We start from the raw sequence: 19937 nt of genomic DNA on the forward strand, positions 1-19937 counted from the left end.
ATAGCTAGCCTGGCTAGCAATCAACCAATGGATCACCATGGATCTTTCGTCACCCTCCGGCCGAGAACGTCACCTTCGCGCGCCTGACGGCCGTACTCCGCCCCCGCTCGTCCTCGTGCTGGGAGCCACCGGCTACATCGGTGGTCGACTCGTGCCCCGCCTCCTCAACGCCGGGTACCGCGTGCGCGTCCTTGCGCGCTCTCGGGAGCGCGCCCTCGCCTTCCCGTGGGGCGCTGACGTCGAGGTCATCGAGGGTGCCGCGCAAGACCGCCCGGCCGTCTCGCGCGCGATGCGAGGAGCCGACGTCGCGTTCCACCTCGTGCATTCGCTCGGAGCCGGCCGTGACTTCGAGGAAACCGACCGGGTCATCGCGCGAACCGTCGCCACCGCGGCCGCCGAGGAGGGGGTCGGACAGCTGGTGTACCTGGGCGGCCTGCATCCGGCGGCAGACCTCTCGCCGCACCTTCGCTCGCGGGTCGAGGTGGGCGAGATCCTGCGGGCCAGTGGGGTGCCGACGCTCGTTCTTCAGGCGGGAACCGTGATCGGCTCCGGCTCCGCGTCGTTCGAGATGGTGCGCCACCTCACCGACGTGCTGCCGTACATGCCTGCTCCGCGTTGGGTGCGCAACCGAATCCAGCCGATCGCCGTCCGCGACGTGCTGCACTACCTGCTGAGCGCCGCCCGGCTTCCGACCCCCGTGAGCGGCCAGTTCGACATCGGCGGCCCCGACGTCCTGCGCTACGGCCAGATGATGAACGGCTACGCGGTCGAAGCGGGCCTGCCGCAGCGTGCGATCGCCGCGCTGCCGGTGCTCACTCCACGTCTGGCTTCGCACTGGGTGAACCTCGTCACACCTATTCCGCGGGCGCTGGCGCGGCCACTCGTGGAGTCCCTGCAGAACGACTGCGTCATGGCGGACCACCGCATCGACGCGGTCATCCCCCCGCCCGAGGGCGGCTTGACGCCGTATCGTCAGGCCGTGCGCCTGGCGCTGCGGCGGCTGGGTGAGGACGGTGTGGAGACGAGTTGGCAGGATGCGGGAGTCCTGACAGCGCCCGGAGATCTGCTGCCGAGTGACCCCGAACGGGCGGGGCGCACGGCCCACCTCGATGAGCGGTCGGCGACCTCCAGCGCCCCGGTCGACTCGCTGTGGCGGGTCATCTCGGGAATCGGCGGCGCGAACGGCTGGTATTCGAGCCCGGTGCTGTGGGCTTTGCGGGGATGGCTCGACAAGCTCGTCGGCGGCGTCGGACTCGCACGGGGTCGACGCAGCCAGTCTCGTCTGCAGGTCGGCGACGCGCTGGATTTCTGGCGGGTCGAAGCCGTCGAGCACGGTTCGCTGTTGCGCCTGCGGGCCGAGATGAGGGTGCCCGGCGAAGCGTGGCTCGAGATGCGGGCGAGCGCCGAAGACGACGGGTCCCGCTACCGACAGCGCGCCATCTTCTTTCCCCGCGGCCTGGCCGGCCGGGTGTACTGGCTGGCTGTCCTGCCCTTCCATGGCGTGATCTTCCGGGGCATGGCCAACCACATCACGGCAGCCGCCGAGGCGGACACGACGCCGCGTCGAGGCGCGCGAGAGGGGACGCCGTGAAAATTCTTCCAGAAAGTTCCATTCAGGTGCATCCAAAACTGCTGTTCGAGGAGAAAGCACTTTCACAGGCGGAAATCACCGCCTTCTCATAAGGAGGAAGACAGTGCGAAAGACAGCAGCTGCCGGCGTCACCGTCGGCATCATCGCGGCCCTCGGCCTCGCAATCCCCGCCACGGCATCCACCGCCGATTCCGCCCAGCTCTCGGTGCTGCACGGCATTCCCGCGACGCCGGTGGACGTCTATGTGAACGGTGAGCTCACGCTCGATGACTTCCAGCCGGGTGATCTCGCCGGGCCGCTCGACCTTCCTGCCGGAGACTACGAGGTCGCCCTCACCGCGCCGGATGCCGCAGACGCCAGCTCACCGGTGCTCGGTCCCGCCACGATCACGCTCGCAGCGGGAGACAACTACACCGCCGTCGCCCACCTCACCGAGGCCGGTGACCCGGGGCTGAACCTCTTCACGAACGACACCGCCACCACCGCAGCCGGCGAAGGTCGCCTCACGGTCCGCCACGTCGCCGCGGCGCCGGCCGTGGACGTCCTCGCGGGCGGCAGCCCCGTCATCGAAGACCTCTCGAACCCCGACGAGGCCACGCTCAACCTCGCCGCCGGGACCGTGCCGGCAGCCGTCGCGCTCACCGGCACGACGGACCCCGTCATCGGCCCGGCCGACGTGCAGATCCAGGAAGGCGTCCTCACGATCGTCTACGCCTGGGGCAGCGCCGAAGACGGCAACCTCGCACTGGCCTCGCAGACGATCTCGGGTCTGCACTCCACCCCGGACGGCGTGCCGTCGGGTTCGGCCGGCTACCTCGCCGCTCGTGACACCGCGGCGAGCGTCGGCTGGATCGCGGCGATCGGCGCGATCGTGATCGCTGCCGGAGCCGTCGTCACCATGCGCACGCGTCAGCAGGCGGGCCGCTGATGAGCAGGGGCATGTCGCGACCGATCGGCGCGGTGTTCGCTCGCGGACTCCTCGCTGTGACCGCCGCGGCATGCCTCGTCGCATGCACCCCCGTGGGGGCGGGCGACGCGACCCGGTCGCGTCCCCCGAGCGACGACCGTGCGGTCACGTCGTCGCCCGCTCCCACCCCCGCCGTCAGCGTTCCGGTTCGATCCGGGGCGCTGCAGGCTCCCACGCCCCACGTGCAGCCTGAACGGCTGGTCATGGCCGGACTCGGAGTCGACATGCCGATCGTTCCGGTGGGGATCGAAGGGAACGGCCAGATGGAGCTCCCGGTGGATCCCGCTGTCGCCGGCTGGTACCGTTACGGCCCCCACGCCGCCAGCAACGCGGGGAACATCGTCCTGGCAGCCCATGTCGACGCCCCCGACTATCCGATCGGTCCGCTCGCCCGTCTTCGTGACGCCGGCGTCGGAGAACAGGTCGACCTCGTCGCACCCGACGGAACGACACGCAGCTACGTCGTCGAATCCGTCGTCAACTACGACAAGACAGGGCTTCCCACCGCCGAACTCTTCCGCAGAGACGGTGATCCCGCCGTGGTGATCATCACGTGCGGCGGTGCCTACGACAGTGCCACGGGCCGCTACCGCGAGAATGTCGTCGCGGTCGCCCGGGAGGTATGACCCGTGAGCGCCGACGAGGAGATCGTGAACACGCATCCGGATGCCGAAGAGGCCCTCAACACCCGCTTCGTCGCGGGAGATGAGCGCGCACTGGCAGAGCTGTATCGTCGGTGGTCCCCCGTCGTCTTCACGCTCGCGTTGCGGTCGGTCGGGGATCGCGGCGACGCCGAGGACATCACGCAGCGCACATTCGTCTCGGCCTGGACATCACGCGCGTCCTACGATCCGCGCAAGGCGAAGCTGTCGACCTGGCTCGTCGCCATCGCCCGTCGGAGGATCGCGGACACTCTCGAGTCCCGCTCGAAGGTGCGGGCACTCCAACAGGAGATGGAGCGATTCACGCGGCCGGATGACCTCGTGCAGGATCATGATGACCTGTCCGAGCAGATCCTCGTGGCCGATGAACTCCAGCATCTCGAACCCGACGCACAGCAGGTCATGCGTCTGGCATTCTTCGACGACCTCACGCACGACCAGATATCCCGAAGACTGGCGATGCCACTCGGTACCGTGAAGAGCCATATCCGACGCAGCCTGAATCGCCTGCGCGATCGTCTGGAGGTGAACCATGTCGCATCTTGATCCTGAACAGCTCGCGCTCATCGCGCTGGGCGAACCGCTCGAGGACCACGAGCAGACCGAACACCTCGCCTCCTGCCCCGCGTGTGCGGGGGAAGTGTCGGAGATGATCCGAGTCACGGCGATCGCGCGCTCCACGATCGACGACGGCGAGCTCGAGGCTCCGCCCGAGCGGGTGTGGGCGAGAATCGCCGACGAGCTTCTGCTGGAACGACCCGCGCCGACCGCGACTCCCCCGCTCAGCGATATCGCTCCTGCCCAGCCGGATGCCGCGGCTTCCCCGCCGCGTCGACCGCGAAGAGCCGGCTGGCGGACCGCCTGGGTCCTGGCGGCATCCCTCGCGGGAATCGCCGTGGTGGGAGCCGGCACCTGGGGTGTGGTCAACGTGCGTATGGCACCGACATCGATCGCGACCGCCGCCCTCGACCCCTTCCCGGACCACCCGGATTCGGTCGGGTCGGCCGCGGTCGAGCGGGATCGTGACGGTGCACGGTTCCTCACCGTGAGCCTCGATCGAGCCGACGAGCCGGATTCGTATCGCGAAGTGTGGCTGATCCGCAACGACGGTCAGGCACTCGTGAGCCTCGGCGTGCTGACCGGCGAGACTGGTCGCTTCGACATCCCGAGCGGGATCGACCTGGCCGACTACGACCTCGTCGACATCTCGTTCGAGCCCCTCGACGGGGATCCCGCGCACTCGGGCGACTCGATCGTGCGGGGCCAGTTGACGTTCGCGTAGTTCCCCGGGAACGACGCAAGGGCCGCCCGGTGGGCGGCCCTTGCGTCGCAAGCGGGTGGGACTCGCGTCCTCGCTCGCACGGCGAGAGTCTTCGACTCACCTGGCCGTTCGTGCAGCGAGGAGCGACCGTGCCTCGTCCGGAGTGAGCGGCGGCCGCTGAGCGAGCAGTGCGAGATCGCGCGCCCGCTCTACCAGCTCAGCGTTGTCCCGGACCGGTCGGTGGCGCGCGAAAGTCAGCGTGTCCTCCATGCCGACACGGAGATTGCCGCCGAGCGCCAAGGATGCCAGTGCGACGGGGAGGGTGGAGCGCCCGATGCCCGTCGCGCTCCAGCTCGTGACCTCCTCCGGGAACATGTCCACCGCGGCCTGCACGATCCGCGGCAAGCCGGGAGCTGCACCGGGCACTCCCAGGACGAGGTCGCAATGCACCTTGCCTCCGAAGGGCAGGCCCTCAGCGTCGATCAGCCGGCGCAGGGTGGCGATATGGCCGAGTTCGAAGATCTCGAATTCGGGAACGACCTCCTGACGCTTCGCCTCCTGGAACAGCTCGACGATGAATCCCCAGGGGTTCGAGAAGACGCCGTCGCCGAAGTTCACCGTCCCGAGCGTGATCGAGCACGATTCAGGGCGCGCTTCGAGCACACCCAGTCGCTCCTCGAAGGGGTCGGTGATGCTGCCGCCGGTGGAAAGCTGCACGACGAGTGATGACGCTTCTCGCACCGCCGCGACCGTCTCCGTGATGCGCGCGAGATCGAGCGTCGGTGCCCCCGACTCATCGCGTACGTGGATGTGGATCATCGCCGCGCCGACAGCCTCGCATTCCTCGGCTGCGCGCGCGATCTCGGTGGGCGTTGCCGGAAGGTGCGGAACGTCCGCTTTGTCGATCTCGCCGCCCGTGATCGCCGCCGTGATCAGAGTCTTCTGGTTCGTCATCGGTCAGGCCTCCTCACGCACGGGGATCACGACGGTCCCGTTCGCGGTGGCGGCCACGATCGGCTCTTCCAGGAGCGTGGAGCGATCCGAGTCGCGGTTCTCCCGCCGCGCGAGCACGCGGACCTCGAATGCGAGATCACGGCTGCGCGTCCCCACCCGTGTGATGCGTGCCGAGACCTCGACAAGATCACCCGCGAACAGTGCAGCGCCGAACTGGACACCGCTGTAGGACGCGAAGAGGCCTTCCGTCCCGTCGTGACGGATGCACACTTCCGTGGCGACATCGCTGAAACAGGTCATGATGTAGCCGCCGGAAATCACCCCTCCGCCGTAGTGGGCGGCGGAATCGGGGACGTAGTGCTTCTGAGTGACGGCGAGGGTCATGTCTTCCTTCGGGTCTGCGATTCGTTCAGAGCGCCGTTCCATATCGCGGCCTGTCGGTGCTGTGGTGCCCTCGCGGTAGGGCTGGGGTGCGCGACGCTTCTGCGCCTGGATCCCGACGAGCGCCGCACGGCGATACGCGATGAGGGGCGCGCCGCTCAACGCCATGGCGTCCACCGTGAGCGGAACGACGGCGGCGAGAGACGGATCGTCCAGCGCGGGCTGCGTGCTCGCGACCGCCTGGACGAGCTCGCGGATCGTGTTGCCGTACTTGCCGTAGTTGTCCTCGATGCTCTCGGCGTTGGAAGCCTCCACGCCGAACGGACCCAGCAGGGCCCAGCGGGGACCGAGTCCGTCGCGTATGACCGCATCGATGTCGTGCAGCGAGGCGACGCCATCCTGCAGAAGACGCAGTGCCTCGCCGAACAATGCGTACTGCAGTCGGTTGGCGAGGAAGCCGGGTTCTTCCTTCTCGCACACCACCGCCGTCATCTCGAGGGAGGCGAACACTTCCCGTGCAGCTTCGAGCGCGGTCGATGACAGAGTGGGATGCGTCACCAGCTCCACGACCGGCAGCGGATGCGGCGGATTCAGCGGATGCGCGACGAGAGCGCGCTCGGCGATGGCGAGTCCCCCGAACAGCGCACTGGGCAGCAGCGCGGACGTGCTGGAGGCGACGACGGCGTTCGAGGGAACGAGGTCTGCCAGTTCCGCGTAGAAGGCCCGTTTCAGATCGAGGCGCTCGGGAAGATTCTCAAGGACCAGACTCGCACCGCTCGTGGCCTCTGCCAGCGACGGGGAAACCTGCAGCAGCGAGACACGCTCGCCGGCGCGGGCACCGGTCACGGCTTCGAGCTCGGCGATCATCGGCGCCATCTCCCGCGGAGCGCTCTCCCGGCGGGACTCGCTCGTGTCGAAGACACGGACGTCCCATCCGTAGAACGCGAATCGAGTGGCCCAGCTCAGGCCGATCGTGCCCGCGCCGACGATCGCGACGGACCGAGATTCGCCGGCACTCATCGAGCCGCTCCTTCCGTGGCGGGTTCGCGCACGAGCACATGAGCCTCAGCCGGGTCGAACCGAACCCGGAAGCGGTCGCCCTCGGAAGGCAGCAGCCCTGCGGCCACCGCGCCGTCCACGAGGATCGTCTGGCCCGTCGTGGTGGTCCCGCGTACCCGGTAATGGGTGCCGAGGAACAAGGTCTCGCTCACCAGGATGTCGAACGAGCCGGGACCTTCCGTGAGGGCGGCGGTGATCTTCTCCGGACGGATCAGGACGCTGATCGGATCGCCGACGTCCAACCGCGGCGTGCGCCGAGAGTCGAGCTCGAACGTCGCGAAATCGGTGCGCGCGCGGAGGGTGTCCCCGTCGACGTGGTCGACGACGGCATCGAGCATGTTCGACTCGCCGATGAAGCTCGCCACGAAGGGTGTCGCCGGGCGCGAATACATGACTTCGGGGGTGCCGACTTGCTCGATGCGGCCCTCGTTGAAGACCGCGATTCGATCCGAGAGAGCGAGCGCCTCGTCCTGATCATGCGTGACGTAGACGAAAGTGATCCCGAGCTCGCGGTGCAGGCGTCGAATCTCGACCTGGAGACGCTCGCGCAGTCGCTTGTCCAGAGCGCCGAGGGGTTCGTCCATCAGGAGGACACGCGGCGAGAACACGATGGCGCGCGCGAACGCGACACGCTGCTGTTGCCCGCCGGACAGCTCCTTCGGATAGCGCGCACCGAGGTGGTCGAGGCCGACGAGTTCGAGGACGGCGGCGACCTTCTTCGCGACCTCATCCTTCGCAGCGCGGCGTGCGCGCAACGGAAAGGCGATGTTGTCGAACACGGTCATGGTGGGAAACAGCGCGTAATTCTGGAACACGACACCGAGGTCGCGCTTGTGCGGCGCGAGCTTCAGGATCCCGCTTCCGTCCATGTCGATCGTGCCGCTGTCCGGTGAGATGAATCCCGCGATCATGCTGAGGGTCGTGGTCTTGCCCGACCCCGACGGGCCGAGGAACGTGATGAACTCCCCGGGCTGGATCGACAGCGAGACATCGCTGGCGGCAGCGAAGTCTCCGTAGTGCTTCGACAGGCCGACGAGGTCGAGTGAGGCCCCGGTCGTCTTCAGATCAGTAGTCACTTCTTCTTCCTCCAGGGAACGAACGTCGCGCCGATCACGAGCGCGGTGGCCAGAATGAGCAGCGTGGCGACGGCGGCCATCGTGGGGTCCACCTCGTTGACGACGCTGGCGTACATGGTCGCCGGAAGAGTCCGCGCCGTCGGACCCTGCAGGAACAGCGCGATGACCGTTTCGTCGAACGACGTGACGAAGGCGAAGAGTCCGCCCGCGATGACGCCGCCGGCGATTCCGGGCAGAGTGATCTTCAGGAAGACGCGCAGGGGTGAGGCTCCGAGGCTGGAGGCTGCGCGCTCCAGGTTCTGATCGAAGCCGCTGATGGCGGCACTGCTGGTCACCACGACGAACGGGACAGCGAGCACGGTGTGTGCCAGCACGAAGCCGGCGACCGATCCCGTGAGCTTCCAGTTGAGGAAGAGCGAGAACATTCCGACGGCGAGGGCCATCACCGGCACGATCATCGGCGCGATGACGATTCCGTAGATCGCCGTGGTGAACCGGAATCCCCCGCGGGCGAGCGCGAACGCCGCGGGGACTCCGAGCAGCAGCGAGAGCAGCGCGACGAGCAGGGATACCTGCAGGCTCGTCATGATCGAGTCGATCCAGATCGGCCGGGCGAAGAGGTTCTCGTACCACTGGAGCGACCAGGAGTCGGGAGGGAACGCGAGAGACTTCTTTCCGGTGAAGCTCAGCGGGATCAGAACGAGCGACGGCGCGACGAGGAAGACCGCGACAAGGGCCGTCAGGACGCGGGTGAGGACGATATGGGCCTTCATTTGCCGGCTCCCTTCGGCGTCGTCGTGCTGGCATATGCCTGGATCGGGTTCACGAATCGCGACGCGACGAGCAGGATGAGCAGCGTACTGAGAAGGAGCACGGCGGCCATCGTGCCGCCCATCCCGAAGTTCAGGAGCCTGTTCGTCTGCTGCTGGATCAGTTGCGAGAGGAGGATGTTCTGCGTCGACCCCAGCAGCTGCGGCGTGACGAAGAAGCCCAGGCTCAGGACGAACACGATGAGGCTTCCGGCTGCGATCCCCGGTGCGGCCAGGGGAAGGTAGACCTTGCGGAAGGCCGAGATGGGCCGAGCGCCGAGGCTGATGGCGGCGGTCACGTAGCGGCGGTCGATGTTGCTGAGCGTTGAGAAGAGCGGCAGAACCAGGAACGGCAGGAGAACCTGCACCATGCCGATGACGACACCGGTGTTGTTCCGGATGAGCGGGATGGGCCCCAGCCCGACGAGTTCGAGAAGCGAATTCACGACCCCTGTGTCCTGCAAGAGGATCACCCACGCATAGCTGCGCACCATCAGGCTAGTCCAGAAAGGCAGCAGGACGAGAGCGATGAGCACCTTGCGCCAGTTCGGTGTTGCGATGCTCATCGTGTACGCGTAGGGGAACGCGAGCAGCAAACAGACCGCCGTGACGAGAAGCGACATGCCCACGGTCCGCAGCAGAACTCCGACGTACGCCGGCGTGGAGAAGAACTCGGCATAGTTGCTGAGTCCGCCGTCGCCCTCGCGAACGCTCATCGACAGTACTTCGACCAAGGGGATGAGGAAGAAGACGGCCAGGAAGATCAGCAGAGGCAGGAGCGCCAGGTAGTACCGGTATCTGTACAGGTGGTGCAGCACGTCAGTCCTTCTGAGGTGTGGTGCGGACCAGGCCGTTGAGGGCGATCCGGACGTGGTCGGCCGCAACCTCCTGGATCGAGCGAGCGCCGTCCGGTCGGAACCAGCCGGACACGCCGGTGCACATGGTGATGATCGCCTTCGCCGCAATCGACTCGTCGATGTCGGTGAACTCTCCCGCGTCGGCGCCCGCGGTGATCAGGCCGCGGAACAGCAGCTCGTACCGGTCGCGCTTCTCGACGATCGCCGCGCGGTTCTCCGGCATCAGTGAGCGCAGCTCCGTGTCGGCGATGAACGCCTCCGGCTGGCGCTCGGCGTGGCAGAGGATGTGCGTCGTGATCGCCCGCCGGAGAACATCCGTCGCTGTCTCACGGGCAGCGGCCCCTGAATCGGGACTCGCCTCGTGCAGCGCGCTGCCGACTTGCTCGGAGAGGAAATCCAGAAAGCTCGACATGATCTCGAGCAGGATCTCCTGCTTGCTCGGGTAGTAGTAGTAGATCCCCGCGACCTGGATCTTCAGCTCGGAGCTGATGCTCCGAATGCTGGTGCCGTGGTAGCCCAGGAGCGCGAACTGGCGCACCGCCTCGGCGTAGATCCGGCTCTTCGTGTCCGTTGACATGTCCGATCAGCCGATGCGCCAAGCGTCCCAGAGCTTCTGGGTCGCCTCGTAGTTGTCCGCCCACCAGGCATCCGCGTTCGTGGGAGCGTAAGGGATCAGTTCTGCGATGGCGGTCTGAGCCTGTGCGGAGGTGGCGAAGGCGATGAACTCCATCGCCGCGGTGACGTTGTCGGACCCCTTCGGAACCATCCACGCGTTGGGGACGAAGAGGTTCTGATCCCAGACCGCGGCGAACGGGGCGCCGTTCTGAATCGCGTCGTAGGCGCGGCCGCTCCATGCCCAGAGCATCGAGACCTCTTGGGATGCCATCAGCTGCTGGGACTGGGCGCCCGAGTCCCAGAAGACGATGTCGTCCTTGATCGTGTCCCACTTCGCGATGGCACGATCGACGTCGAGTGGATAGAGGTCCTCCGGCGCGACACCGTCGGCGAGAAGAGCGATTTCGAGGTTGCCGGCATAGACGTCACTCCACAGTGCGCGCTTTCCGGGGAAGTTCTCCGTGTCGAACAGGTCCGCCCACCCCTGCGGGGCACTGTCGTAGGCGGTCTCGTCGTAGAGCAGGACGTCGGCGACGCCGATGGATGGCACAGAGCACTCGGAGACGAATGCAGCCGGCATCGCCGAGGTGTCTACGATCTCGGTGTCGATCGGCTCCAAGAGGGTGCCGCATTCCTGGATGGCGAAGAACGGATCGCCCTCGACGACATCCCAGGACACCTGTCCTGCTTCCACCATCGAGCGCAGCTTCGCGTAATCGGTCGGGCCGTCGCTGATGACGCGGGTGCCCGTCTCGGCCGTGAACGGCTCCGAGTAGGCGACCTCGCCGCCTTCTTGCAGTGCGCCGCCGAAGGAGACGAACGTGAGCTGCCCCTCGGACGCGCCGCCCGAAGAACTGCTGCAGCCCACTGCGAGCAGCGCCAGCACGGAGATCGCGACCCCGATTGTCGTACGCGAAGCTTTACCTGTCACCGAAGATCTCCCTTGACTCGTTGATGACCGCTCAGATTTGAACGAGCGTTCAATCAAAGTAGAGACGGCGCAGTTTCCTGCGTGTCAAGCGGTGCTTCGGCGGGGTCGCGTTTTGAACGCCGCCTATCGCGGGTTCGGACGACTCCCGCCGGCGACAGGGAGACGCGCTGGGGCTTCGCCGGGAAGGCGGAGACGGCGTCATCGGGCCGTGTGCGCCGATGTCCGGGCGACGAAAAGGGATGAGCCGCGAAACGGCGGCTCATCCCTCATTTGTGGGGCGGGTGGGACTTGAACCCACGATCGTCGGGTTATGAGCCCGCTGCCTTGACCAGCTTGGCCACCGCCCCCTGACGAGCATCGAGCCTACCGGCATCGCTCACGCGTCCGCGTAAGAAGCCTGCATTCGCGCACGACGGAAACACACGCGGATGCCGGTTTCGTGCACGCGCGCCCCGCGATCGCCCCGGTGTCAGACGAGCGGGTCCTCACCGGCACCGGATTTGGGCGTGCCCGTGCTGCCGCGTCGGAAGGGCAGCTCCTGGCTGTCGTTGATGATCTGAGGATGATTGCGCGCGAGCGTGATGACGCCGTAGATCGCGATCGCCCCTGCAACGGCGAACCCGATGAACGCGCCTACGGGTGCGGTCGCGGCCTCCTGCAGAATGATCAGGCCGATGAGCACCGCGACGATGGGATCGATCACGGTGAGACCCGCGATGACGAGATCGGGAGGGCCGACCGAGTATGCCGTCTGTACGAAGTAGGCACCCGCGGCGGTCGCGGCGATGAGCGCGACGAGGCACAGCAGTGTGAGCCACTCGAAGTCGCCGGCTTGCACCCGCTTGATGACCACCTTGGCGAGGGTGGCCACGAACCCGTAGATCACGCCGGAAGCGACGATGTAGAACAGTGCCTGTCCGCGCTTGCGCAACCACGCCCACAGCACGCCGAAGATGACGATCACGACGCCGAGGAGGCCGAGGATCGTCACGAGCTCGCCTTCGTCGATCTCCTGCTCGGTCGCGACGAAGGCGGCGATCGTGACGAAGATGAAGATTCCCCCGACGCACGCGATGATCGAGCGGATCGACTGGCGGGTGGGCTTGTGCCCGCTGACGCGAGCGTTCAGCAGCGTCGTGATCACGAGCGAGATCGCCCCGAGAGGCTGCACGAGGATGAGCGGAGCGAACGCCAGTGCCCCGAGCTGGCAGAGGATCGCCGCGCCCAGCATCGCCGAGCCGAACACCCAGGACGGTCTCTTCAGCAGGCTTGCGAGCTGCCTGCCCGACAGGCCGCCGCTTCCGGACGACCCGGTGAGACGCTCGACCTTCACGACGCCGCGGTGCTGATACTGCGCTCCGAACGACATGAAGACGGCGCCGAGCAGGGCGAGCGGGATTCCGATCAGGATCGCCGGGTCACGAAAGACACCGAGGAGTTCGTCGGTGACGTCGCCGATCATCCCGTCCATCAGAATCACCCCTCGACACTAGCCGCCGCCGTCGCTCGATAGGCTCAAGGCGTGGCTGTTCTCCCGATTCGCATCATGGGCGATCTCGTCCTGCACTCCCCCGCCGCCCCCGTCGCCGACATCACCGACGAGATCCGCACCCTCGTCGCGGACATGTACGAAACGATGGATGCCGCACCCGGTGTGGGGCTGGCCGCTCCGCAGGTGGGCGTGGCGCTGCGCATCTTCACCTACAACTACGAAGACGACGAGGGTCTCCCCTGGCGCGGCGTGATCATCAACCCCGATCTGTGGATCCGTCCTCCGCTGCCCGGGCACCCCGATCCCGACGAGGAATCCGAAGGCTGCCTGTCTTTCCCGGGTGAACGGTTTCCGCTGCGCCGCTCCGACGCCGTTCTCGTGACGGGCACGGATCTCGAGGGCGAGCCCGTCCGCATCGAGGTCGACGGCTGGCGAGCCCGTATCGTGCAGCACGAGTTCGACCACCTCGACGGTGTCCTCTACATCGATCGACTCGACGACGGCGATTGGAAGACCGTGCAGAAGATCGCCCGCAAGCGCGGGTGGGGCCGTCCGGGTCAGGCATGGACGCCCGGGATCGACGACCTCGAGGGGTGAACACCAGACCCGGCACCCGGGAAAAAGGTAAGACCCGGGGTGGAAGCCCGGGTCTTGGTGAGGTTCCGCGTAGATAGCGCGAAGGTCCTCGCTCCCCGGCTTGGACTCGAACCAAGAACCTATCGGTTAACAGCCGATTGCTCTGCCAATTGAGCTACCGAGGAAGAGCCCCGCTTTCGCGAGGCACTTCCGATAGCTTACCAAAACTCCGGGCCCGATTCTGACATCAGGTGGCGATCAATCGCCGATCGGATTCGATGCCCGGCGTCCACAGCAGATCGTCCGGGCTCGGTCCGTATGCGACGGGGTGACCCGAGTGCAGCACGAGCACATCGGCACGCAGTTCCGTCGCGACATCCGGTTCGTTCGTCACGACGAGCGTGGACATGCCGTACTCGTCACGACGGCGCATGATGGCCTCGCGCGCCGCGACGCGCACCTCGACGTCCATATTGGCGAACGGCTCGTCGGCCAGCAGCACTTTGGGCTGCAGCACGAGGGCGCGCGCGAACGCCACGCGCTGGCGCATTCCGGCGCTGAGCTCATAGGGGTACTTGCCGGCGGCTCCGAGCGGGAGCATGAGTTCGTCCAGCAGCGCGGCGACCCGCACGGCGAGGGCGCGCTGGTTGATGTGCCGGTCACGGCTCGTGATCGGCTCGCCGATCACCTCGGCGACCGTGTGGCGGGCGGGCAGCCCCGCGCCGGCGGACTGCGGCAGATATCCCGTCATGTAGTCGAGCAGCCGCTGCGAACGACCGGGGCGACGAACCGAGATGCCGTCGATCCAGGCGTCGCCCCCGACGATCGCCAATCCCGTTGCGGAATCGACGGCCAGCACTCCGAGCACACTGGACTTGCCCGAGCCGGTCGGCCCCATGAGCGCGAGAGTGCTGCCGTGCTGCAGAGTGAACGAGACCCCGTCGACGAGCCGCTCCGAGCCGAGTCGGCCTGCCTGGGCGATCGAGAGATCGCCGGCCCTGATCGCGACGTCGGCTTCTCGGTGGGAGCTCATGACGCCATCTTGCCCGCTGCGCGCGCGAGCAGCCAGCGGACACGACTGAGAGGTCAGGACTCCTCTGCGAGCCGGCGGCGCTCCGCATCGATCTCGCGCAGTCGCAGCCGGATCACCCGGCCGGCCTCGGAGTCCGGTGGCACACGCTGGATCGCGCCGAGCTGCTCGCTCTTCTCCGACTCCAGCGCGCGGCCGATGAGGCGACGCGCGAGGTCGGCGGCCGAGGCGACGGCCACGTCGTCGTCGAGCGCGGGAAAGTCGGCGGCGAGAAGCTCGGCCCCGAGTGAGCGATACGGCTCGCGCACGGCGGCGACGGCTTCGGCAGCCCATCCGATCCGCTGTCGATCCGGTGCCGACGCGATCGCCTGCCGCACCGCATCCAGCGCCGGATGCCGGAACTCCAGCGCCGTCGCCCGTGCGACGAGCGCTTCGTCGAGGCGGTGGCCGAACTGCAGGAAGCCCATCAGCGCGTCGCGTTCGAGCGTGACGTCCTTCACACGCGGGAGCGAGGCGATCGTCACGCGCTCGACGGGCGGCTCGGCGTCGGGTCGGCCACCCGCGCGCGTCGCGACCTGTTCCTCGCCGCGTCGTGCGCTCCGACCCGCGCGTTCCACCTCACGGCGCACGTCTTCCGTGTCCATCCCCAGGCGCCGCGCGAGCACGCGGATGTACTCCGGTTGCAGCAGCGCGTCGCGCAGGTCCGCCACGACCGGTGCGGCGGCGCGCAGTGCTCCGACGCGACCTTCGACGGCGGCGAGATCGAAGCCGCCGATGCGCTGGTCCAGCACGAACTCGACCATGGGCGTCTTGCGCTCGATGAGGGCGCGCACCGCACCGTCACCGCGCTCGAGGCGCAGATCGCACGGATCGAGCCCTTCCGGTCCGGTCGCGACGTAGGTCTGCGCGTTGAAGCGCTTCGCGTCGGCGAAGGCGCGCAGCGCCGCCTTCTGGCCGGCGGCATCCGGATCGAACGTGAAGACGACTTCGCCGGCGGTGGAATCGTCGCCCATGACGCGGCGCAGCACCGTGATGTGGTCGGTGCCGAACGCCGTGCCGCACGTGGCGACCGCGGTCGTGATGCCGGCGAGGTGGCATGCCATGACGTCCGTGTAGCCCTCGACGACGACGACACGGTGCTGGCGCGAGATGTCGCGCTTGGCGAGGTCGAGACCGTAGAGCACCTGCGCCTTCTTGTAGATCGTCGTCTCGGGGGTGTTGAGGTACTTGGGCCCCTTGTCGTCGTCGAACAGTCGCCGCGCCCCGAAGCCGATGACCTGCCCCGTCACGTCGCGAATGGGCCACACCAAGCGCCCGCGGAATCGGTCGTAGACACCGCGCTGTCCTTGCGAGACGAGGCCCGCCTGGCTCAGGATCTCGTCGGTGTACCCCTGGGGTCGCAGCGCCGCGATGACGCCTGACCAACCCCGTGGCGCGTAGCCCACCCCGAAATGCGCCGCCGCTCCCGCGTCGAAGCCCCGCTCTCCGAGGAACCGGCGTGCGGTCTCGGCCTCGGGCGTCATGAGCTGCTCGCGGAAGAACTCGGCCGCCGCGGCATTGGCGGCATACAGGCGTGCGCGGCCACTCGTCTCGGGGGCGGCACCGCCGTCTTCGTAGTGCAGGGTGAAGCCGATGCGCCCCGCGAGCCGCTCGACGGCCTCTTGGAACGACACATGGTCCATGGCGCGCAGGAACGAGTAGACGTCGCCCGACTCGCCGCATCCGAAGCAGTGGTAGAAGCCCGCCTGCGGGCGCACGTTGAAGCTGGGGCTGCGCTCGTCGTGGAAGGGGCAGAGCCCCTTCATCGCCCCCACGCCCGCGTTCTTGAGGGCGACGCGTTCTCCGATGATGTCGGCGATGTTGGTGCGGGCCTTGACCTCGTCGACGTCGGCTTGACGGATGCGTCCCGCCATCAGGTCGCCTCGGCGCGCGTCGACGGCGCGTTCGCACCGGGCGCCCACACTCCGATGGATGCCGCATCGACGTCTCCGACGAGACGCCCATGCCAGGCGATCGCGAGCTGGTCGGTGAGGCTCGCGACCTGGTCGACGACGACCCGTCGCCGGGCGGCATCCGTGTCGCAGGCGGCGAAGTCGGCCGCGTGCAGGGCGTCGAGCACGTCCGGCGAATCCCACAGCGCCGTCGCCAGCCGCTTCAGCACGCGCCGCTGCTCTCGGTAGAGCTCCTTGCGCCCCTCGATCGACACGACCGCGGTGCCGATGATGCCCTTGAGCACCGCCATCTCGGCCTCGACGACGGGGGGAACGATGACGTGCGCACGGTAGCGGGTCAGGGCACTGGCCGAGTACGCGTCGCGCGTCGCCGCCGTCGCGGCGCGCGCGAACCGGCCGATGAGGTCGGAGGTGAGGTTCTTCAGCCGGGCCAGGTCGCCGCGCGTGCCGTCGAACGACGTGATCCACTCCGGCATCCGCATGAGTCGGTACAGCGCGTCCGCGAGAGCATCGCGGGGGAAGTCGAAGCCCACCCACGCCTGGATGCCGTTCAGCAGCGCCTCGTGCTGCGTGGCATCGGCGAGCCAGTCGGGGCGGAGGTATCCGTTGACGATGGCGTCCTCGAAGTCGTGCACCGAGTAGGCGATGTCGTCGGAGAGGTCCATGACCTCGGCCTCGATGCAGCGCACGCGGCCGGGGGCGTCGGCGCGCATCCAGTGGAAGACGGGCTCGTCGTCGGGATACACGCCGAACTTCAGCCGGCCGCCGGGATCGGGCAGGGGGTGCGCGGCCGTCCACGGGTACTTGCACGTCGCGTCGAGACTGGCACGCGTCAGGTTGAGGCCGAACGTCGTTCCGTCGGCGTCGATCGTCTTCGGCTCGAGACGCGTCAGGATGCGCAGCGTCTGCGCGTTGCCCTCGAAGCCGCCGATGTCCTCGGCCCAGTCGTTGAGCGCGCGTTCGCCGTTGTGTCCGAACGGCGGATGCCCGAGGTCATGGCTGAGACACGCGGTGTCGACGACGTCGGGCGACAGCTGCAGCGCCGTCGCGAGCTCGCGCCCGACCTGCGCGACCTCGAGCGAATGCGTCAGCCGGTTGCGCGCGAAGTCGGCCGGGCTCGCGGGACTCAGCACCTGCGTCTTGGCCGCGAGCCGTCGCAGGGCCGCGGAGTGCAGCACGCGGGCACGATCGCGCGCGAAATCGTCGCGCAGCGACCGGTGTCGTTCGGTGAAGAGGCGTTCGGCGTCGCGGTCGTCGTACCCCAGCGGTCGCGCGAGAGGCTCGACCGGGGTCCGTTCACCCGCCACTGTGGTCGAGCTCCGCTTCGGCGAGGGCGCTGGTCGCAGCCGAGCCGAGCTCGCGCGAGTCGAGCCAGCCCTGGGGCAGCGCGGGTCGCTTGGGCGAACCGGCGCGACCGCGCTGACCCTCGGCGCCCGCCCCGGGGTACGGTGCGGTCAGGTCGAGCGTGGCCAGCAGGTCGTCGATCTCGGCGAGCGTCGAGGCGGCTGCGAGCGCCGCCCGGGTCTCACCGCCGACGGGGTAGCCCTTGAAATACCACGCGACGTGCTTGCGCATGTCGCGGCAGCCTCGACCTTCGTCGTCGAAGAAGTCGACGAGCAGTTCGGCGTGACGGCGGAAGGCGCGTGCGACGAACGCGAGCGTCGCATCGACCGGGTCACCCGCCGCGGCATCGGGGGTGCCGAGCGTGCGCGCGAGGTCTCCGAACAGCCACGGCCGCCCGAGGCAGCCGCGTCCGACGACGACCCCGTCGCATCCGGTCTCGACCATCATGCGCGCCGCGTCGTCGGCCGACCAGATGTCGCCGTTGCCGAGCACCGGCACGCTCGTGACGGCCTGCTTGAGCGCCGTGATGGCCGACCAGTCGGCCTGACCCGAGTAGAACTCCGACGCCGTCCGCGCGTGCAGAGCGACGGCCGCGACACCCGCGTCTTCGGCGATGCGGCCCGCGTCGAGATACGTCAGGTGATCGGCGTCGATACCCTTGCGCATCTTGACCGTCAGCGGCACATCGCCCGCGGCGCGCACGGCGCGCGTCACGATGTCGCGGAACAGGCCGAGCTTCCACGGGAGAGCCGCTCCCCCGCCCCTGCGGGTGACCTTGGGCACGGGGCATCCGAAGTTCAGGTCGATGTGGTCGGCCCGGTCTTCGTCGACGAGCAGGCGCACGGCGGCTTCGGTCGTCGCGGGGTCCACACCGTAGAGCTGGATCGAGCGGGGCGTCTCCGACTCGTGGTGCGTGATGAGGCGCATCGTCACGGCGTTGCGCTCCACGAGCGCCCGCGTCGTGATCATCTCGCTGACGTACAGCCCCGCACCGTACTCGCGGCACAGGCGCCGGAAGGCGGTGTTGGTGATCCCCGCCATGGGCGCGAGCACGACGGGCGCATCGAGCTCGATGGGCCCGATGCGCAGCGTCCGTGCGGGAGCGAGGGCAGTCGTCACGTCGACCATTCTCCCATCCCTTTCGATCCCGCTGCTCGGTCAGGCTCTAGCCTGGGGATATGACCGATGAGACCACGCCTGACCTGCGCGACATCCCCTTCCAGACCGCCGACGGCGGCACCTCGACGCTCGCGGAGTACGAGGGAGACGTCGTCATGGTCGTCAACGTCGCATCGAAGTGCGGGCTGACCCCGCAGTACGCGCAGCTCGAGCAGCTGCAGAAGGCCTACGGCGACCGAGGATTCACCGTCGTCGGCTTTCCGTGCAACCAGTTCATGGGGCAGGAACCGGGCTCGATGGACGAGATCCTCGACTACTGCGCGACCACGTGGGGCGTCACATTCCCCGTGCACGACAAGGTGAAGGTGAACGGCAAGAATGCCGCACCCCTCTACCAGGCGCTCAAGGCGGCGCGCGACCTCGAGGGCAAGAAGGGGCGCATCGCCTGGAACTTCGAGAAGTTCGTCATCACGCCCTCGGGCGACGTGCACCGGTTCCGCCCGACCACGAAGCCCGACGACCCGGCCGTCGTGGCCGTGATCGAAGAGAACCTGCCGCGCTGATCAGGCGCCCGCGACGGGTGCGCCGCCGCGGGACTCGGTCCACACCTGGCGGACGATCTGGCTGAACGCCTCGGCCGGCTGCGCCCCCGATATGCCGTACTTGCCGTCGATGACGAAGAAGGGCACGCCGGTGATGCCGTAGGCGGCAGCCTGAGCCTTGTCGGCCCGCACGGCCTCGGCGAACCGTCCCGACTCGAGCGCCTCGCGGGCGGCATCCGCGTCGAGACCCGCATCGGCGGCGAGCGAGACGAGCTCGTCCTCGCGCCCCACGTGCCGGCCCTCGGTGAAGTACGCGGCCATCAGCCGTTCGGCGAGCTCGGGCTGACGGCCCTGCTCCTTGGCGAAGTGCAGCAGTTCGTGCGCCTTAAGCGTATTGGTGTGCTGGAGCAGGTCGAAGCGGTACTCGAGTCCGACCTCGGAGGCCACACCGGTCACGCGATCGAGCATCTGACGCACCTGGTCGGCCGGCATCCCCTTGTGATTCGCGAGGAAGTCGACCTCGTCACCGTCGAAGTCGACGGGGGTGTCGGGCGAGAGCTCGTACGAGTGGAAGGTCACCTCGACTCGCGGCGCGTCGTCGTCGGCGGAGGTCGCCGCGAGACCGTTCTCGAGGTTGCGTTTTCCGATGTAGCACCAGGGGCACGCGATGTCGGACCAGACGTCGATCTTGATGGATTCACTCACAGCACGGTGCAACG

Annotated in this window: 20 protein-coding genes and 2 tRNA genes; 7 read left to right on the top strand and 15 right to left on the bottom strand. The window is 67.9% G+C overall.

Features of this window, described 5'->3' with window-relative positions; all coding sequences use genetic code 11:
* Positions 1 to 37 precede the first annotated feature (37 nt).
* From ACWICD_RS12560 to ACWICD_RS12580, 5 genes are all read left to right on the top strand, one after another.
* Positions 38 to 1591, top strand: coding sequence for an SDR family oxidoreductase (locus ACWICD_RS12560; protein WP_454140363.1), 1554 nt, complete (start codon positions 38 to 40; stop codon positions 1589 to 1591).
* 103 nt (positions 1592 to 1694) lie between these two features.
* Positions 1695 to 2519, top strand: coding sequence for a DUF4397 domain-containing protein (locus ACWICD_RS12565; protein WP_454140364.1), 825 nt, complete (start codon positions 1695 to 1697; stop codon positions 2517 to 2519).
* A gap of 11 nt (positions 2520 to 2530) precedes the next feature.
* Positions 2531 to 3184, top strand: a complete 654-nt coding sequence (locus tag ACWICD_RS12570) for a class F sortase (protein ID WP_376125679.1) — start codon at positions 2531 to 2533, stop codon at positions 3182 to 3184.
* A gap of 3 nt (positions 3185 to 3187) precedes the next feature.
* Positions 3188 to 3766: an RNA polymerase sigma factor gene (locus ACWICD_RS12575; RefSeq protein ID WP_376125676.1), complete on the top strand. Its 579-nt coding sequence runs from the start codon at positions 3188 to 3190 to the stop codon at positions 3764 to 3766.
* Positions 3753 to 4502: an anti-sigma factor gene (locus ACWICD_RS12580; protein ID WP_454140365.1), complete on the top strand. Its 750-nt coding sequence runs from the start codon at positions 3753 to 3755 to the stop codon at positions 4500 to 4502. Before ACWICD_RS12575 ends, ACWICD_RS12580 begins: the two co-directional genes overlap by 14 nt.
* Before the next feature lie 96 nt (positions 4503 to 4598).
* On the opposite strand, the gene ACWICD_RS12585 is transcribed toward ACWICD_RS12580, so the two are convergent.
* From ACWICD_RS12585 to ACWICD_RS12625, 9 genes are all read right to left on the bottom strand, one after another.
* Positions 4599 to 5435 carry a 3-keto-5-aminohexanoate cleavage protein gene (locus ACWICD_RS12585; RefSeq protein WP_454140366.1) on the bottom strand — a complete coding sequence of 279 codons (837 nt, stop codon included), beginning with the start codon at positions 5433 to 5435 and terminating at the stop codon, positions 4599 to 4601.
* Positions 5436 to 5438: 3 nt separating this feature from the next.
* A complete protein-coding gene (locus ACWICD_RS12590) occupies positions 5439 to 6836 on the bottom strand; it encodes a 3-hydroxyacyl-CoA dehydrogenase NAD-binding domain-containing protein (RefSeq protein ID WP_454140367.1) in 1398 nt (465 codons plus the stop codon).
* Complete coding sequence (locus ACWICD_RS12595) at positions 6833 to 7951, bottom strand: ABC transporter ATP-binding protein (RefSeq protein ID WP_454140368.1); 1119 nt, start codon at positions 7949 to 7951, stop codon at positions 6833 to 6835. The genes ACWICD_RS12590 and ACWICD_RS12595 overlap by 4 nt, the downstream gene beginning before the upstream one ends.
* Positions 7948 to 8724 carry an ABC transporter permease gene (locus ACWICD_RS12600; RefSeq protein WP_454140369.1) on the bottom strand — a complete coding sequence of 259 codons (777 nt, stop codon included), beginning with the start codon at positions 8722 to 8724 and terminating at the stop codon, positions 7948 to 7950. The genes ACWICD_RS12595 and ACWICD_RS12600 overlap by 4 nt, the downstream gene beginning before the upstream one ends.
* The gene (locus ACWICD_RS12605; protein ID WP_376125662.1) at positions 8721 to 9578 is read right to left on the bottom strand and encodes an ABC transporter permease; all 858 of its coding nucleotides are present in this window, start codon (positions 9576 to 9578) and stop codon (positions 8721 to 8723) included. The genes ACWICD_RS12600 and ACWICD_RS12605 overlap by 4 nt, the downstream gene beginning before the upstream one ends.
* Position 9579: 1 nt before the next feature.
* Positions 9580 to 10194: a TetR family transcriptional regulator gene (locus tag ACWICD_RS12610; protein ID WP_376125659.1), complete on the bottom strand. Its 615-nt coding sequence runs from the start codon at positions 10192 to 10194 to the stop codon at positions 9580 to 9582.
* 6 nt (positions 10195 to 10200) lie between these two features.
* Entirely contained in the window at positions 10201 to 11163 is a 963-nt protein-coding gene (locus tag ACWICD_RS12615) for an ABC transporter substrate-binding protein (protein ID WP_454140370.1), read from the bottom strand.
* A 273-nt stretch (positions 11164 to 11436) separates the two neighbouring features.
* Positions 11437 to 11510, bottom strand: a tRNA-Ile gene (locus tag ACWICD_RS12620).
* Between the two features lie 122 nt (positions 11511 to 11632).
* A complete protein-coding gene (locus ACWICD_RS12625; protein ID WP_376126114.1) occupies positions 11633 to 12634 on the bottom strand; it encodes a DMT family transporter in 1002 nt (333 codons plus the stop codon).
* Between the two features lie 51 nt (positions 12635 to 12685).
* On the opposite strand from ACWICD_RS12625, the gene def reads away from it, so the two are divergent.
* Positions 12686 to 13252 (top strand): peptide deformylase, encoded by a 567-nt coding sequence (def, locus tag ACWICD_RS12630; protein WP_376125653.1) that lies wholly within the window; start codon positions 12686 to 12688, stop codon positions 13250 to 13252.
* Between the two features lie 91 nt (positions 13253 to 13343).
* Here def and ACWICD_RS12635 read toward each other — a convergent pair.
* From ACWICD_RS12635 to dusB, 5 genes are all read right to left on the bottom strand, one after another.
* Positions 13344 to 13416 (bottom strand) — tRNA-Asn (locus ACWICD_RS12635).
* 62 nt (positions 13417 to 13478) lie between these two features.
* On the bottom strand, positions 13479 to 14264 hold the full coding sequence (locus tag ACWICD_RS12640; RefSeq protein WP_376125651.1) for an ATP-binding cassette domain-containing protein: 786 nt from the start codon (positions 14262 to 14264) through the stop codon (positions 13479 to 13481).
* A gap of 53 nt (positions 14265 to 14317) precedes the next feature.
* Entirely contained in the window at positions 14318 to 16174 is a 1857-nt protein-coding gene (dnaG, locus tag ACWICD_RS12645; protein ID WP_376125648.1) for a DNA primase, read from the bottom strand.
* Positions 16174 to 17520, bottom strand: a complete 1347-nt coding sequence (locus tag ACWICD_RS12650; RefSeq protein ID WP_454140371.1) for a deoxyguanosinetriphosphate triphosphohydrolase — start codon at positions 17518 to 17520, stop codon at positions 16174 to 16176. Before ACWICD_RS12650 ends, dnaG begins: the two co-directional genes overlap by 1 nt.
* Positions 17510 to 18685 carry a tRNA dihydrouridine synthase DusB gene (dusB, locus tag ACWICD_RS12655; protein ID WP_454140372.1) on the bottom strand — a complete coding sequence of 392 codons (1176 nt, stop codon included), beginning with the start codon at positions 18683 to 18685 and terminating at the stop codon, positions 17510 to 17512. The genes ACWICD_RS12650 and dusB overlap by 11 nt, the downstream gene beginning before the upstream one ends.
* Before the next feature lie 50 nt (positions 18686 to 18735).
* Here dusB and ACWICD_RS12660 point away from each other — a divergent pair, with 50 nt between their 5' ends.
* Complete coding sequence (locus ACWICD_RS12660; protein WP_454140373.1) at positions 18736 to 19239, top strand: glutathione peroxidase; 504 nt, start codon at positions 18736 to 18738, stop codon at positions 19237 to 19239.
* On the opposite strand, the gene ACWICD_RS12665 is transcribed toward ACWICD_RS12660, so the two are convergent.
* On the bottom strand, positions 19240 to 19923 hold the full coding sequence (locus ACWICD_RS12665; RefSeq protein WP_454140374.1) for a DsbA family oxidoreductase: 684 nt from the start codon (positions 19921 to 19923) through the stop codon (positions 19240 to 19242).
* Positions 19924 to 19937: the final 14 nt, after the last annotated feature.

It is taken from the genome of Microbacterium sp. NPDC055357 (genome assembly GCF_053644835.1).

Coding starts and splice junctions, on each gene's coding strand:
- ACWICD_RS12585 (WP_454140366.1), bottom strand. CDS start 5,435: ATGACGAACCAGAAGACTCTGATCACGGCGGCGATCACGGGCGGCGAG.
- dusB (WP_454140372.1), bottom strand. CDS start 18,685: ATGGTCGACGTGACGACTGCCCTCGCTCCCGCACGGACGCTGCGCATC.
- dnaG (WP_376125648.1), bottom strand. CDS start 16,174: ATGGCGGGACGCATCCGTCAAGCCGACGTCGACGAGGTCAAGGCCCGC.
- ACWICD_RS12570 (WP_376125679.1), top strand. CDS start 2,531: ATGTCGCGACCGATCGGCGCGGTGTTCGCTCGCGGACTCCTCGCTGTG.
- ACWICD_RS12640 (WP_376125651.1), bottom strand. CDS start 14,264: ATGAGCTCCCACCGAGAAGCCGACGTCGCGATCAGGGCCGGCGATCTC.
- ACWICD_RS12580 (WP_454140365.1), top strand. CDS start 3,753: ATGTCGCATCTTGATCCTGAACAGCTCGCGCTCATCGCGCTGGGCGAA.
- ACWICD_RS12610 (WP_376125659.1), bottom strand. CDS start 10,194: ATGTCAACGGACACGAAGAGCCGGATCTACGCCGAGGCGGTGCGCCAG.
- ACWICD_RS12660 (WP_454140373.1), top strand. CDS start 18,736: ATGACCGATGAGACCACGCCTGACCTGCGCGACATCCCCTTCCAGACC.
- ACWICD_RS12625 (WP_376126114.1), bottom strand. CDS start 12,634: ATGGACGGGATGATCGGCGACGTCACCGACGAACTCCTCGGTGTCTTT.
- ACWICD_RS12590 (WP_454140367.1), bottom strand. CDS start 6,836: ATGAGTGCCGGCGAATCTCGGTCCGTCGCGATCGTCGGCGCGGGCACG.
- ACWICD_RS12600 (WP_454140369.1), bottom strand. CDS start 8,724: ATGAAGGCCCATATCGTCCTCACCCGCGTCCTGACGGCCCTTGTCGCG.
- ACWICD_RS12560 (WP_454140363.1), top strand. CDS start 38: ATGGATCTTTCGTCACCCTCCGGCCGAGAACGTCACCTTCGCGCGCCT.